Origin of the sequence: Alcaligenes sp. SMD-FA, assembly GCF_025960365.1 — a bacterium.
GTDB lineage: Bacteria > Pseudomonadota > Gammaproteobacteria > Burkholderiales > Burkholderiaceae_B > Alcaligenes > Alcaligenes aquatilis.
The window spans coordinates 1,991,265-2,006,159 of the sequence record NZ_CP110108.1; the positions used below are offsets into that span (position 1 = coordinate 1,991,265).

Consider the following 14,895-nt stretch of genomic DNA (forward strand, 5'->3'; position numbering starts at 1 on the left):
AAAGAGTAGGGCGATTTTAATTGTCGAAGCCAACTTTATCCACCAACTCGCTGGCTTGCTTGCGGTGTTTGGCAATTTCAGTCAGAGGCAAAGGATCAATCGTCATGGGGCCGAAGCTGGCAACAACAGGATCCAGCTCAACGCCAGCGCGTACCGGGTATTCGTAATTGGCCTTGGCGTACAGGCTCTGGGCTTTTTCGGAAACCAGGTACTCCAGCAGTTTGACGGCATTGTCTTTATTAGGAGAATGCTTGGCCACGGCGGCACCGGAGATGTTCACGTGTGTGCCACCGCCTTTGGTATCGGCAAAAGTTGGGCGGACCACATTGATCGCTTCACCCCATTTGTAGGAGTCGCTACCGGGTTCAGCATTTTTCATGCGGCCCACGTAGTAAGCATTGGCGATACCGATATCACAAATGCCGCCCAGAATATCGCGGGCTACATCGCGGTCACCACCGGCTGCCTTGCGGCCCAGATTGTCTTTCACACCGCGCAGCCACTGCTCGGTTGCTGGTGCACCGTTATGGGCAATCATGGCAGCGACCAAAGCCGTGTTGTAAGGGTGCTGACCGGAACGGATACACACTTTGCCTTTCCATTTAGGATCGGCGAAATCCTCGTAGTGAATGCTTTTTACATCCACATCCTTGGCCACATACGCCACACGATCGCGCAGAGACAGGGAATACCACTGCTTATCTGCACCACGCAAATTGGCAGGAATCGCACTGTCCAAGGTGGCGGACTCAACAGGCTGGGTAATACCAGCCTCGACCAGATCGAGCAGATTACCAATATCTACCGTCATCAAAATATCAGCAGGGGACTTGTCGCCTTCGGTTTTCACGCGCTCGATCAAACCGTCTTTGACAAACACGGTATTGACCTTCACGCCCGTGTCCTTGCTGAAGGTTTCCAGTAGGGGAGTGATCAAGCCAGGTTCACGTGTGGTGTAGAGGTTGACTTCGCCAGAGGCAAAAGCGGCCATCGACATGGTGCCCATCGCGGACAGAAGCAAGGCTTGGGTCAGGGCACGACTACGAAGAGTAAAGCGCATGATCAACACTCCAAAAACAGACGGAAATAACGTTAAAACCGATACGAGGCCGGAAAATGTGAATGATTATCAAACGTATGCAGAAACTAGGCAAGAGCTATTTGACATACAAGCCCACTCACCAGCTAAAAATCGCCGTGTCATCCACGCCAAAGCAGAAAAAAGCAGATCCCAGAACTTAATGGTAAGTCCTGATTGCGATCAAATCGTATCGGTGAATGAGCATGGATTTACCGAGGGAACTCGGTACAATGGGCAAATATTTGCTTACTGATCCGGGCGATATTGCCCCTTTAGACGATACCTACCATGGCAGCTTTCAATACCGAACAAGTGCTCAGCGTCCACCACTGGAATGACACCCTGTTCTCATTTACCACCACCCGCGACGCCGCCCTGCGTTTTCATAATGGGCACTTTGTAATGATCGGTCTGGAAGTTGATGGCAAGCCGCTGATGCGCGCTTACAGTATTGCCAGCGCCAACTACGAAGAAAATCTGGAGTTTCTCAGCATCAAGGTACAGGACGGCCCCTTGACCTCGCGCCTGCAGCACTTGAAGGAAGGCGATACCATTCTGGTCAGCCGCAAACCCGTTGGCACTCTGGTTATTGACGACCTGCGCGCAGGTCGCAATCTGTTCTTGTTTGGTACCGGCACCGGTCTGGCTCCCTTCATGAGCATCATCAAGGACCCCGACACCTACGAGCGTTTTGAAAAAGTCGTATTGGTTCACGGCGTACGTTTCGTCAGCGAATTGGCCTACTCCGATTTCATCCAGAACGAATTGCCACAGAACGAATACTTTGGTGAAGTGGTACGCGAAAAACTGCTGTATTACCCCACCGTTACCCGCGAAGCGTTTCGCAATACCGGCCGAATTACCGATCTGATCGAAACGGGCAAGCTGTGTGAAGACCTGGGCATTCCTCAACTGGATCCCGCTCAGGATCGCGCCATGCTGTGCGGTAGCCCAGCTATGTTGGCCGACATTAGCGCCATGCTCGATAAACGCGGTTTTGAAGTGTCGCCCGGTGTTGGTCAGCCCGGTGACTACGTAATTGAACGCGCCTTCGTGGAAAAATAATCCCGCCAAGATCTGTTAATTTTAGCTATAGGCGCTTAAACTCTGATAGTACAACACTCATCAGAGGTTTCTTATGACTAAGCAAGTTGTCTTCACCGATGCCGCTCCGGCAGCTGTAGGCCCATACTCTCAGGCCATTATCGCTTCGGGCGGCAAGACAGTATTCCTGTCTGGCCAAATCGGTCTGGAGCCTGCCACTGGCGAACTGGTATCTGAAAATTTTGAAGGTCAGGTACGCCAGGCATTTGCCAACCTGGAAGCTGTGGTCAAAGAAGCTGGCGCTAATCTGGGTGACATCGTCAAACTGACTTTGTTTTTGACCGATCTGTCCCGCTTTGCCAGCGCGAACGCCATCATGGCCGAACTGATTCCCCAGCCTTTCCCTGCACGCTCCACCATCGGTGTGGCCAGCCTGCCCAAAGGCGCTCAGTTCGAGGTCGAGGCTATCCTCAATTTCTAAAGACGTATTGCCATGACCGCAGGTCGGCCTGCGCCTCAGGCCAAACGGGCTGCGCCACGCAAAGCGCTCAGCCTGGATCAGAAGTTTGAAAAGCTCGGCCTACGAGAGCCTGCCGACTTCGTGGTCCATCTTCCTTTGCGCTACGAGGACGAGACTCAGGTTGAGCCTATCGCCCATCTTTACCCTGGCAAGATGGCGCAAATTGAAGGGCGTATCCTGAGTACAGACGTCCAGGCTCGTCCCCGTGCGCAGTTGCATGCACGTATTGCCGATGAAAGTGGCGAGCTGGCCTTGCGCTGGCTGCACTTTTACCCCAGCCAGCTCAAGCAGTTGCAAGGGGATTTGCCGCTGCGAGTGCGCGGCGAAGTGCGCCAGGGCTTTCATGGCCTGGAAATGGTGCATCCCAAAGTCACCAAAGCCGGTCAGCCCCTGGCCCGCGCCTTGACCCCTGTGTATCCCACGACTGATGGCTTGAGTCAGGTGCAGTTGCGCAAAGCCATTGCCGATGCGCTCAATAACGCAGACCTGCGCGACACGCTACCTGAAGCAGTGCGTAACGAATACGGTCTGATGCCTTTTAACGAGGCCATCCGGCTTTTGCATTACCCACCACCAGAGCTCAGCTACGACGATTTGTTCGAGCATGGCCATCCAGCCTGGAGCCGCATCAAATTTGATGAGTTGCTGGCTCAGCAACTATCCCTGGCGCAGGCACGCGCTGCCCGTCAGGCTCAGCGCGCCAAGCCCATGCGTGCAGGCAATAGTGATCTGGCCAAAGCCTTGCTGGCCTCCTTGCCCTTCCAGTTAACAGCGGCTCAACAACGCTGTGTCAAGGAAATCAGTGCGGACATGAAACGCGCTTACCCGATGCACCGCTTGTTGCAGGGTGACGTGGGTAGCGGCAAAACCATTGTGTCAGCCATTGCCGCCGTGCAAGCGATTGCCAGCGGTTTTCAAGTGGCCCTGATGGCGCCCACTGAAATCTTGGCCGAGCAGCACTACCTGAAAATGCGCGCCTGGCTGGAGCCTTTGGGTGTAGAGCTGGCCTGGCTAAGCGGCAGTTTGGGCGTCAAGGCCAAACGTCTGGCTTATGACGCCATCAGCTCCGGACAAGCCAGACTGGCCATCGGCACTCAGGCTCTGATTCAGGACAATGTCCAGTTCCAGCAATTGGGCTTGGTGATTCTGGATGAGCAGCACCGCTTTGGTGTTGGCCAGCGCCTGGAACTGAACCGCAAAGGGGACGCGCAGGACAAGAAAGGGCAAGCCCACTTGCCGCATCAACTGAATATGAGTGCCACGCCCATCCCGCGTACCTTGGCCATGGCCTTCTTTGCCGATCTGGATGTCTCCGCCATTGACGAACTGCCGCCGGGCCGCAGCCCCATCATTACGAAACTGGCCGCCGATAATCGCCGCGATGAAATCATGGCGCGCGTTCGGGCCGAAGTCGCTCAAGGTCGACAAGCCTATTGGGTCTGCCCCCTGGTTGAAGAAAGCGAAGCGCTGCAATTGCAAACCGCTGTAGACACCCATGCGGCTCTGGAGCAAGCCTTAGCTCCCTTGCGAGTAGGCCTGATTCATGGCCGCTTGGCCTCCACGGAAAAAGCTGAGGTGATGGAGGCGTTTCGCAGCGGCAACCTGGACGTGCTGGTTGCGACCACCGTGATTGAAGTCGGTGTAGACGTGCCCAATGCTTCTTTAATGATCATTGAACATGCCGAGCGCTTTGGTCTGGCGCAACTGCATCAGTTGCGGGGTCGGGTAGGGCGGGGGCAGATTCAGTCTGTTTGCGTGTTGCTGTACCAAGCGCCACTTTCGGCTATTGCCCGCCTGCGTTTACGCGCCATGTATGAAACGACTGATGGTTTTGAAATTGCCCGGCGCGACTTGGAACAACGCGGCCCGGGCGAGTTCATGGGCATGCGCCAATCCGGACAGGCAGGCTTGCGGTTTGCCAGTCTGGAGTCCGATGAAGACTTGATCGAGCAGGCCCAAACCTTGGCCAGCACCTTTCGCCGTGATTATCCAGACCACGCACACCACCATTTACAGCGTTGGATGAAGGGCCGAGAAGAATTACTCCGTAGTTGACCACGAGCCTGCATGCAAGCCTGACCATTTACGGCGTGCTTACGCGAGGCATGATGGATATGGCGCCGCAGGCGCCCCCGTATTGGGGCGGAGAGGCTCTGGCTGTCAGGCCGGAGTTCTTCACCCAAGGTCTTAATGCTGTTTTGCACAAGGAATTGTCATGACATTGACCGAGCTGAAGTACATCGTTGCCGTAGCACGCGAGCGTCATTTCGGACGTGCTGCCGAAGCCTGCTTTGTGAGCCAACCAACCCTGTCGGTGGCCATCAAGAAGTTGGAAGACGAATTAGGCGTGGTCATCTTCGAGCGTGGCGGGCCCGAAGTGGCTATTACCCCGATTGGGCTGCGCATTGTCACCCAGGCACAGAAAGTGCTGGAAGAGGGGGCCAATCTGCGGGAGATTGCCCGCCAAGGCCACGACCCCTTGGCGGGCCCTTTGCGCGTGGGCATTATTTACACCGTGGCACCGTACCTGCTGCCCAAGCTCGTTCCCAAGCAGATCGAGCTGACCCCACAAATGCCACTTTTATTGCAAGAAAACTTTACCGTACGCCTGTTGGAACTGCTGCGCCAAGGGGAAATTGATTGCGCCATTGTGGCCCTGCCTTTGCCCGAAACCGGCCTGGTTATCCGCGAGCTGTACGACGAGCCTTTTGTGGTGGCCATGCCCCATGAACATGCCTGGGCCAAGCGCAAGGAAATCGATCCTGAACAACTGAAAGATCAGACCATGTTGCTGCTCGGTGCCGGCCATTGCTTTCGCGATCAGGTGCTGGATGTGTGTCCGGAACTGTCGCGCTTTTCAGCATCCAGTGAAGGTATACAGCGCACCTTTGAAGGCTCTTCACTGGAAACCATTCGACATATGGTTGCTACCGGCATCGGTCTGACGGTCCTGCCTGCAAGCTCCTTAAGTGCCCCAGGCCAAGCCAACGAGTTGCTCGCTTACGTTCCCTTCAAAAAACCCATTCCAGATCGACGCATTGCCTTGGTTTGGCGCAAAAGTTTTCCACGTATTTCAGCCATTGATGCGTTGACCCGTGGGATCATGGAAAGTGGCTTAGGTGGGGTCAACTACTTAAAAGTCGAATACAACAGCAATTTCCCGTATCCTGAACTAGCGTAAGTCGCATCATTACTGCGTGTTATTCTGCTTCAGTACCTATTTAGCCCTCTGTTTAACAGGAGTCCACTATGGCAAAAGCCGTGAAAGCAGTGAGTAAAACCGCCAAGGCCAGCAAGGCCGAAGCAGCCCCAAACACTGATACCAAGGTTACAGTTGCAGCTGAAACAAAGGCTGAATCAAAACCGGTAGCCACCAAGAAAGTGACCGCTAAAAAGCCCGTCGCCAAAAAGCCTGCCACGACTGCCAAAGCGCCCGCGACAGCAACTAAACCTGCGGCGAAGCCGGCCTCTGCCCGCAAGCCTGTCGCTGCCAAACCCACCGCTCCTGCTGGAGCCGCCAGCAGCGCCCTGAAGATCGATATCGGTATTTCGACAGCAGACCGTGCTGCGGTAGTCAACGAGCTGTCCAAGGTACTGGCCGACTCCTACACCGTGTACCTGATGACGCATAACTTCCACTGGAACGTCACCGGCCCCATGTTCAAGACACTGCATGAGCTGTTCATGACGCAGTACACCGAACTGTGGCAAGCCCTGGATGATATCGCCGAGCGTATCCGTGCCCTGGGTCACTACGCCCCAGGTACTTACGCCGAATTCCAGAAGCTGTCGTCCATCTCGCAGCCTACGTCCGTTCCAAACGCCACCACCATGATCGAACTGCTGGTCAAAGGTAACGAAGCCTTGGCTCGCACTGCTCGCGCCGCATTTAATCGTGCTGACTCTGCCGACGACCAGCCTACGGCTGACTTGTTGACCCAGCGCCTGGACGTACACGAGAAAAATGCATGGATGCTGCGTAGCCTGCTGCAGTAATTACCTGCTTATCGCCCTCAAATAGCGATAAAAAAAGGCCACCATACGGTGGCCTTTCCTATTCCCCTTATAGAAAACCCTGAATTCGCCCGCAAGGCAGGCATAAAGCCCTGTTATCGGTGTATGCTTTCCTGCATATTCACGGAGGTGTTTTCTATGAAAATTCGTTTCACTCCTGTTGCAGCGGCCATGAGCCTGGCAACGGGTCTGCTCTTGTCCGGTGCTGCTCACGCTGACAATATCCGTATCGCGCTGGCTGGTCCTTTCACCGGCTCGGTGACTCAATACGGTGACATGGTCAAACAAGGCGTCGATACCGCCATCGAACAGATCAACGCGGCTGGTGGCGTGTTGGGCAAACAGCTCGAACTAGTCACTGTTGACGATGCCTGCGAACCCAAGCAAGGTCCCGTCGCAGCCAACCGCATCGTGAATGACAAGATCCACTATGTTGTCGGTCACGTGTGCTCGGGCGCGACCATCGCGGCCACTGACATCTACAACAACGAAGGCGTGTTAATGGTGACCCCTTCGGCAACAGCACCCGCTGTTACCGACGGCAAAGGTTACGACATGATCCTGCGCACCATTGGTCGTGACGACCAGCAGGGCCCGGCAGCGGCCAAGTTTATTCTGGAACAGATCAAACCGACTAAGGTCGCCGTCCTGCACGACAAACAGTCCTATGGTCAAGGTATTGCCGCTTCGGTTCGCTCCGAACTGCAAAAAGCGGGCACCGAAGTTGCTCTGTTTGAAGGCATTAACGCAGGCGACAGCGATTATTCTGCCGTCATCACCAAGCTGAAATCCACCGGCGTGGACTTCGTCTATTTTGGTGGCTACCACCCGGAAATGGGCCTACTGTTGCGCCAAGCCGCTGAGCAAGGCGTGAAAGTTCACTTCATGGGCCCAGAAGGCGTGGGTAATCCCGACATTAACGCGATTGCTGGCAAAGCTGTTGAAGGCATGCTGCTGACCTTGCCTGCGGACTTCTCGCAAGATCCGGATAACCAGGCTATCGTCCAAGCCTTCAAGGACAAGAAGCGTGACCCTAGCGGCGCGTTCCAACTGTCCGCCTATGCCGCCACTCTCGCGATTGCCGAAGGCATCAAGGGCGCTGGCGCTGATGATCCCATCAAAGTTGCCGACTACCTGCACGCCAATAGCGTGAAAACGCCCATCGGCCAAATCAGCTGGAACAAGCAGGGCGACCTGAACGACTTCAAATTTGACGTCTTTAGCTGGCACGCTGACGGTACTAAAACCGTCTACGGCAAGTAATCCCTGATTCTTGCTCGTAAAAAAACCGGCCTTCGGGCCGGTTTTTTATTGTGCCTTGCCTTGGCGTTTGCTCAGGCCTCAATACGCAATCCCGTATCGCGATCAAACCAATGTAGAGGGTGGGGCGGCATATAGCCAATCTGAATGGCCTCGCCAATTTGAATCGGGTATTTACGGGTCTGCTCAATCGGGCAGCGCACGATAATGCGATAGTCGCCACAACCCAAGTGCAACAACTGCTCAGAACCCAAGACTTCCACCATTTCCACTTGCGTTGTCACACCGGGCACATGCAGCTTGATGTGCTCTGGTCGTATACCCAAGAACACCTTACGACCACGTACTGCAGCGGGCACCATCTCCGGGCCAAACTGTACGGGCTGACCGTTATCCTGCATGATTGCGCCTTGCTCGTTCACCTGCACGGGCAACAAGTTCATGGGGGGTGAACCGATAAACGTGGCTACAAAAACGGAAGCAGGTTTCTCGAACACCTCGGCTGGAGTGCCAATTTGCTCGGGCATGCCCTGATTCATCACAATCATGCGCTCGGCCAAGGTCATGGCCTCGATCTGATCATGAGTCACATACAAGCTGGTGGTTTTCAGGCGGCGATGCAGCTTCTGAATTTCCAGTCGCATCTGTACCCGCAGCTTGGCGTCCAGATTGGACAGGGGCTCGTCAAACAAGAACACCTTAGGTTCACGGACAATCGCACGGCCCATGGCAACACGCTGACGCTGGCCACCCGACAGTTGCCCAGGGCGGCGTTCCAACAAGGCGCCCAACTCCAGAATCGCCGCAGCGGCATTGACCCTTTGCTTGATTTCGTCCTTGGAAAACTTACGGATCTTCAAGCCGTAGGCCATATTGTCAAAGACCGACATATGCGGGTAGAGCGCGTAGTTCTGGAACACCATGGCGATGTCGCGTTCTGCCGGTTCCATATCATTGACGACTTTACCGTCGATCAGTACTTGGCCCCCCGTGACAGACTCCAGGCCCGCCACCATACGCATCAAGGTTGATTTACCGCATCCAGAGGGGCCCACAATCACCACGAACTCGCCATCTTTCACGTCCACATCAATACCGTGAATTACGACCGTCCCGTTCGGGTAGGTTTTCTTGACGCCTTCAAATCGTAAGCTAGCCATTCAATAAAGCCTGTAGAGAATTACTTTTCAGAGTCGATGAGACCTTTGACGAACCACTTTTGCATCAGCATCACCACCAAAGCAGGTGGGATCATGGCCAAAAGGGCCGTTGCCATCACCACGTTCCACTCGGTCACGCTGTCACCACCGGAGATCATGCGTCGAATCCCGACCACGATCGGGTACATATCCTCTTTGGTGGTAATAATCAGCGGCCACAAATACTGGTTCCAGCCGTAAATAAACTGAATCACAAACAAAGCGGCAATACTGGTCTTGGACAAAGGCAGCAGAACATCTTTAAAAAACCGCATGGGGCCAGCACCGTCAATGCGAGCGGCCTCGATCAGTTCATCAGGCACCGTCAGAAAGAACTGACGAAATAGAAAGGTAGCGGTTGCAGAGGCGATCAGGGGCAGGATCAGGCCCCCGTAGCTATCAAGCAAATGCAAGTCCGCCACGACCTCATACGTGGGCATGATGCGCACTTCCACCGGCAGCATCAGGGTGATGAAAATCATCCAGAAACACAGCATGCGAAAAGGGAAGCGGAAATACACCACGGCAAAGGCCGAGAGCATGGAAATAATGATTTTGCCCACCGCAATGCCCAAGGCCATGACCATGCTGACCAGCAACATGCGTCCGACTGGAGGGGAGTTGGTAGCCGTACCCTGCAAGGCGGTAATGTAGTTCTCCACCATGTGCGAGCCAGGCCAGAGCGACATAGGCGCACGCGCGACTTCCGCACTGGTCTGGGTGGAGGCCACAAAGGTGATATACAAGGGCAGGGCAATCACGATCACACCCAGAATCAGGGTCAGATGCGTGAAAAAATCAAGAATAGGGCGTCGTTCAACCATGACTGTGTTCCTTGCTGCGCATCAGCTGTACGTCACTTTGCGATCAATATAGCGGAACTGAATCACTGTCAGCGCCACAACCACGGCCATCAGCACCACAGACTGAGCCGCCGAGGAGCCAATATCCAAACCACGGAAACCCGTGTTGTAAACCCGGTAAACCAGAATCGAGGTCGCCTCGCCTGGACCGCCCTGGCTGACCACGTCAATAATGGCGAAGGTGTCAAAGAAGGCATAAATAATGTTCACGACCAGCAGGAAGAAGGTCGTAGGGGCCAGCAAAGGAAACACAATGCCCCAGAAGCGGCGCATGGGACCAGCCCCATCCATCGCCGCAGCTTCGATTAGCGAACGCGGGATGGCTTGCAAGCCGGCCAGAAAAAACAGGAAGTTGTAGGAGATCTGCTTCCAGACCGACGCAATCACCACCAGCAACATGGCGTCATTGCCATTCAAGCGTGGATTCCACTGAATGCCATGCTCCAGCAGGAACACGGCCACGATCCCCACTGATGGAGAAAACAGGAACAACCACAATACCCCGGCCACCGCGGTTGCCACCGCATAAGGCCAGATCAGCAGGCTGCGATACAGCAGTGCTCCTCGTATTACCCGATTTGCCATCACGGCCAAAATCAGTGCCACCACCAAGCCCAGCACCGACACGGCAAGCGAAAATACGGCCGTTGTCTTGAACGAGGCCCTATATTCCGCGCTACTGAACAGCTCGGCAAAATTGTCCAGGCCCACAAACTGCGAAGACAGGCCAAAAGGATCTTCCAAATGAAAAGCCTGCCACAGCGCTTGACCGGCAGGCAGAAAAAAGAAGATCAGGGTAATGGCTAGCTGCGGGGCCAGCAGCAAATAGGGCAGTGTCTTATGACGAAAGACGACTCGTTTTTCCATAGGTTTGCGCGCAGTGGGAAGGGAGCGCCACCATCAGGGTGGACAGACTTCAAGTGAAACGAAAAGCGTATGAGCGGCTTGGACTGCATCACGACACGATGCTGGCTTGGCGCCAGAACAGCAAGTCATCAGCAACTGCGCTCATACGCTCGATTGTAAACCACCCGCGCAAGGCGGGTCGGGCTTACTTCACGCTCTTTTCAAAGCGCTCCAGCAGTTCATTACCACGGCTTTGCATGGCTTTCAAACCCTCTTCAGGCGTGACCTTACCCGCAAAAATCTGCTCCATGACACCGTCTTCGATATCACGAATCTGGGGCAGGTAACCCAGACGGATACCACGCGAGTTCTCGGTGGTGCTGGCATCGAGCTGTTTGACGGCAACGTCTGCACCCACGTTCTTGGCATAGAAATCGGAGTCCTTGGTCATTTCAAAGCCGGCTTTGGTCACAGGCACATAGCCGGTGTCCTGGTGCCAGGCCGCAGCTTGTTCCGGGCTGGAGATGAAGTGAAAGAATTCGGTCACGCCTTTGTAGACATCATCCGATTTTTTGGCAAAGACCCACAGGGAGGCACCACCAATGATGGAGTTCTGGGGCGCGCCCTGGACATCGCTGTAGTAGGGCAGGCTGCTGGTGCCAAACTCAAATTCGCCGGTTTTGATAATGTTGGCGCGGTTACCACTGGAACCGGTAAACATGCCGCATTTGCCACTGGTAAACAGGGCATTAGCGGTATCGCCGCGACCACCGTAGGAGAACGTGCCGTCCTTGGACATGTCCGCCAGAAAGCTAATGTGCTTGAGAAACAGCGGGTTATCCAGTTGCAGACGGGCGCCGGGGCCACCAAAGCCGTTATTCTCGCTGGCAAAGGGAATGTTGTGCCAAGCGGCAAAGTTCTCCAGCAATATCCACGAGGGCCAGGAGGAGGTGTAGCCACACTCTTGGCCAGATTCACGCAGTTTCTTGGCTGCTGCGTGCAATTCTTGCCAGGTCTTGGGTGGTTTCTCAGCATCCAAGCCGGCTTTCTTGAAGGCATCCTTGTTGTAGTACAGCACCGGCGTGGAGCTGTTAAAGGGCATGGAAATCAGCTTGCCTTCATTAGACGAGTAGTAACCGGCAACGGCACCCAGGAACTCCGCTGGATTAATAGGCTTGCCTACTTTTTCCGACATTTCCTGCACCGGCTCAATGGCGCCCTTGGCCGCCATCATGGTGGCAGTACCCACCTCGAATACCTGCAAAATATCGGGGGCATTACCAGCACGGAAAGCGGCGACGCCAGCGTTCATGGACTCGCCATAGTTGCCTTTATACGAAGCTTTAACCTGGTAGTCCGACTGAGATGCGTTAAAGTCTTTGACTAATGCATTAACCCGTTCGCCCAAGGCCCCTTCCATTGAGTGCCAGAACTGAATTTCCGTGGCCGCTTGCGCAGTGCCGATAGAAGCAATCAGACCGGCTAGAGACAGAGCAAATAGTTTTGTTCGCATCAGGCTTTCTCCTGTATAAAAGGTGCCGCTAATGGTGTAGCAGGTTTAAAACTCAAGCTTATTACTTGTTTATGACGCTCTCATGAATGTAGCCATGGGAACGTTATATAAGCAATGACTAATTACCCTCGACTGCTGAAAAACGCGTCAAAGGACAGATTTCTAATGGGAGCGATGATGAATCCACACGATACCTCTTTTAAGCTGGCGTTTATTGGCGCGGGCAATATGGCCAGTGCCTTGGCCGCTGGTTTAATCGGGAAACGCTGCGGCGGCTCGGACGTTCTGGCCATTGATATTTACCCCCCAGCACTGGAGTCGTGGGCTCAGCAGGGTGTACAGACCACCCATGAACCCGGCCCGGCCTTGTCCAAGCAACGTATCTGGGTGTTTGCCGTCAAGCCCCAGGTCATGAAGGAAACCGTGCTGGCCTGCAAACCCTATCTGCAAGAGGACACTCTGGTTATCAGCGTCGCCGCTGGCATCCCGGCAACCGCTCTGGCCGACTGGCTGGGCGAACCCGGTAAGCCATACCAGCGCGTGATCCGCTGCATGCCCAATACCCCAGCCTTTATTGGTTGTGGCATTACCGGCCTGATGGCTCTGGAACAAGTCGATGAAAGCGATAAAGCCATTGCACAACAACTGTTGAAATCCGTCGGGGAAGTCGTCTGGGTTGAAAACGATGCCGCCATTGATGCTGTCACCGCAGTATCGGGCAGTGGTCCAGCTTATGTGTTTTTGTTTATCGAAGCCTTGATCAAAGCCGGAATTGAACAAGGTTTGTCCCCTGAGCAGGCTCGTCAGTTGTCCCTGGCCACCTTGCACGGCGCAACCCAACTGGCCACTCTGTCGCCGGAGGAGCCTTCAGTCTTGCGCGAAAGGGTTACTTCCAAAGGGGGGACAACGGCAGCGGCCTTGACGGTCTTTAATGAAGGCGGTTTTACGCCACTGGTGCAAAAAGCCGTCAATGCCGCCAAAGTGCGGGCCGGTGAATTGGCTGCAGAGTTTTCCTGACACTCGGATAACTCCCTAGCACGTTGCCAGGAATTGATATAGCGCAATAAAAAAGCAGTCAAAGAGTAGAGGGGCTCCGAAAGGATCTCCTCTTTTCTTTTTTATAGAGAAGGCGTTTAGTAAGCAGGCGGATTTTAGCCTACCCATTAACAGTGCCTCCTTATTGCAAAAATAAATAAGTAGGGCGCTAGGGCTTATACGAAGTGACAAGTTTTAGGCGGCTCCCCCAAAATGGGTTCCCCTGGTGCAGAACAATGTGAATGCAAGCACCAGAACAAGCACTTTCTAAAAGTAATGCCGGTAGACCCCGGCCTCGGGAGACAGTTGCTATGACCTTTACTCGACGCTTCACCCCCGCTCTGACCGCTTTGGCCACCGTAATGGCCATGGGCACAAGCTACGCGGCGGACACCATCAAAATTGGTATTCCTCAGCCCATGACCGGCCCGTCCACCCAATACGGTGACCAGATCCAGGCCGGTGCCTTGACCGCGATTGACGCGATTAATGCCGCTGGGGGTGTCAAAGGCAAACAGCTGGAAGCCGTTCTGATTGATGACGCATGCGAACCCAAGCAGGCTGTGCCGGCGGCCAACCGCGTGCTCAACTCTGGCGCAAAATTCGCTGTTGCTCACGCCTGCTCGGGTACAACGGTGCCTGCGGTCAATATTTACGAACAAGAAGGCATTGTCGCGATTACTCCCGGAGCCACCTCGCCCTTGGTGACCGACACCATCAAGCCTCATTATTTTTTCCGCACCATTGGGCGTGACGACCAACAAGGCCCCTTTGCAGCCGACTATATTGCTGACGTTCTCAAGCCCAAGAGCATTGCCGTCCTGCACGACAAGCAGACTTACGGCTCAGGTGTTGCCACTCAAGTGCGTGACGCGCTCAAGAAAAAGAACATGAATATTGTCATGTACGAGGGTATTAACGTTGGCGACAGCGATTACTCGGCCGTAATCACCAAACTGAAGGGTGTGAACCCCGATCTGATTTATTTCGGCGGTTACCATGCCGAGCTGGGCCTGCTGTTGCGTCAAGCTCGCGAGCAAGGCATGACCAACACCTTCATGGGCCCGGAAGGCGTTGCCAACCGCGATCTGGTCGCCATTGCCGGCCCGGCCGTGGAAGGTTTGCTGGTGACCTTGCCAACCGACTTCACCAAGATGCCGGCCAACAAGGATGTGATGGAAAACTTCAGCAAATACAAGCGCAATCCTAACGGGGCCTTTACCTTCCCGGCTTACGCGGCCGTGCAAATTATTGCCGACACGATCAATGCCGTAGGTGAAGATTCGGCCAAGGGAGCCGACTACATGCACGCAAATGCGTTCGATACTGCCATTGGCAAGGTAGAATACGACGCCAAGGGTGATTTGAAACATTTCGAATTTGCCGTTTTCAAGTGGGATAAAGAAGGTAACTTTGATCTGGTTGAGAAATAAGACTGGATGATGTGCCCCCGCTCTCTACGAAGAACGGGGGCATTGCTTTTAGATGCCCACAAAGCCTCAAAACAAAACGACGGACTC

The 14,895-nt window shown here is 54.5% G+C and carries 14 protein-coding genes; 9 read left to right on the plus strand and 5 right to left on the minus strand.

What is annotated here, in order from left to right:
• Window positions 1-16: 16 nt before the first annotated feature.
• A complete protein-coding gene (locus OKX01_RS09195) occupies window positions 17-1,060 on the minus strand; it encodes a Fe(3+) ABC transporter substrate-binding protein (RefSeq protein ID WP_108727485.1) in 1,044 nt (347 codons plus the stop codon).
• Between OKX01_RS09195 and OKX01_RS09200 the strand changes: the two genes are divergently transcribed.
• From OKX01_RS09200 to OKX01_RS09230, 7 genes are all read left to right on the plus strand, one after another.
• Complete coding sequence (locus OKX01_RS09200; protein WP_159086121.1) at window positions 1,059-1,334, plus strand: hypothetical protein; 276 nt, start codon at window positions 1,059-1,061, stop codon at window positions 1,332-1,334. The genes OKX01_RS09195 and OKX01_RS09200 overlap by 2 nt on opposite strands.
• Window positions 1,335-1,369: 35 nt before the next feature.
• The gene (locus OKX01_RS09205) at window positions 1,370-2,146 is read left to right on the plus strand and encodes a ferredoxin--NADP reductase (protein WP_094196688.1); all 777 of its coding nucleotides are present in this window, start codon (window positions 1,370-1,372) and stop codon (window positions 2,144-2,146) included.
• Between the two features lie 73 nt (window positions 2,147-2,219).
• Window positions 2,220-2,606 carry a Rid family detoxifying hydrolase gene (locus tag OKX01_RS09210; RefSeq protein ID WP_042480596.1) on the plus strand — a complete coding sequence of 129 codons (387 nt, stop codon included), beginning with the start codon at window positions 2,220-2,222 and terminating at the stop codon, window positions 2,604-2,606.
• 12 nt (window positions 2,607-2,618) lie between these two features.
• Window positions 2,619-4,700, plus strand: a complete 2,082-nt coding sequence (recG, locus tag OKX01_RS09215; RefSeq protein ID WP_264672833.1) for an ATP-dependent DNA helicase RecG — start codon at window positions 2,619-2,621, stop codon at window positions 4,698-4,700.
• Between the two features lie 160 nt (window positions 4,701-4,860).
• Complete coding sequence (locus OKX01_RS09220; protein ID WP_094196690.1) at window positions 4,861-5,826, plus strand: LysR substrate-binding domain-containing protein; 966 nt, start codon at window positions 4,861-4,863, stop codon at window positions 5,824-5,826.
• 347 nt (window positions 5,827-6,173) lie between these two features.
• Window positions 6,174-6,641, plus strand: coding sequence for a Dps family protein (locus OKX01_RS09225; RefSeq protein WP_094198343.1), 468 nt, complete (start codon window positions 6,174-6,176; stop codon window positions 6,639-6,641).
• A gap of 156 nt (window positions 6,642-6,797) precedes the next feature.
• On the plus strand, window positions 6,798-7,922 hold the full coding sequence (locus OKX01_RS09230) for a branched-chain amino acid ABC transporter substrate-binding protein (RefSeq protein WP_094196691.1): 1,125 nt from the start codon (window positions 6,798-6,800) through the stop codon (window positions 7,920-7,922).
• A 71-nt stretch (window positions 7,923-7,993) separates the two neighbouring features.
• On the opposite strand, the gene OKX01_RS09235 is transcribed toward OKX01_RS09230, so the two are convergent.
• The 4 genes from OKX01_RS09235 to ugpB all read right to left on the minus strand — a co-directional run bounded on the left by OKX01_RS09235 (window position 7,994) and on the right by ugpB (window position 12,340).
• Complete coding sequence (locus OKX01_RS09235; RefSeq protein ID WP_094196692.1) at window positions 7,994-9,079, minus strand: sn-glycerol-3-phosphate import ATP-binding protein UgpC; 1,086 nt, start codon at window positions 9,077-9,079, stop codon at window positions 7,994-7,996.
• Between the two features lie 20 nt (window positions 9,080-9,099).
• A complete protein-coding gene (gene ugpE / locus OKX01_RS09240) occupies window positions 9,100-9,942 on the minus strand; it encodes a sn-glycerol-3-phosphate ABC transporter permease UgpE (protein ID WP_094196693.1) in 843 nt (280 codons plus the stop codon).
• 21 nt (window positions 9,943-9,963) lie between these two features.
• Window positions 9,964-10,848 carry a sn-glycerol-3-phosphate ABC transporter permease UgpA gene (ugpA, locus tag OKX01_RS09245; RefSeq protein WP_094196694.1) on the minus strand — a complete coding sequence of 295 codons (885 nt, stop codon included), beginning with the start codon at window positions 10,846-10,848 and terminating at the stop codon, window positions 9,964-9,966.
• A gap of 184 nt (window positions 10,849-11,032) precedes the next feature.
• On the minus strand, window positions 11,033-12,340 hold the full coding sequence (ugpB, locus tag OKX01_RS09250; protein ID WP_094196695.1) for a sn-glycerol-3-phosphate ABC transporter substrate-binding protein UgpB: 1,308 nt from the start codon (window positions 12,338-12,340) through the stop codon (window positions 11,033-11,035).
• Between the two features lie 165 nt (window positions 12,341-12,505).
• Between ugpB and proC the strand changes: the two genes are divergently transcribed.
• Window positions 12,506-13,357: a pyrroline-5-carboxylate reductase gene (gene proC, locus OKX01_RS09255; RefSeq protein WP_094196696.1), complete on the plus strand. Its 852-nt coding sequence runs from the start codon at window positions 12,506-12,508 to the stop codon at window positions 13,355-13,357.
• A 329-nt stretch (window positions 13,358-13,686) separates the two neighbouring features.
• The gene (locus OKX01_RS09260; protein ID WP_094196697.1) at window positions 13,687-14,808 is read left to right on the plus strand and encodes a high-affinity branched-chain amino acid ABC transporter substrate-binding protein; all 1,122 of its coding nucleotides are present in this window, start codon (window positions 13,687-13,689) and stop codon (window positions 14,806-14,808) included.
• The last annotated feature ends 87 nt before the right edge of the window (window positions 14,809-14,895 follow it).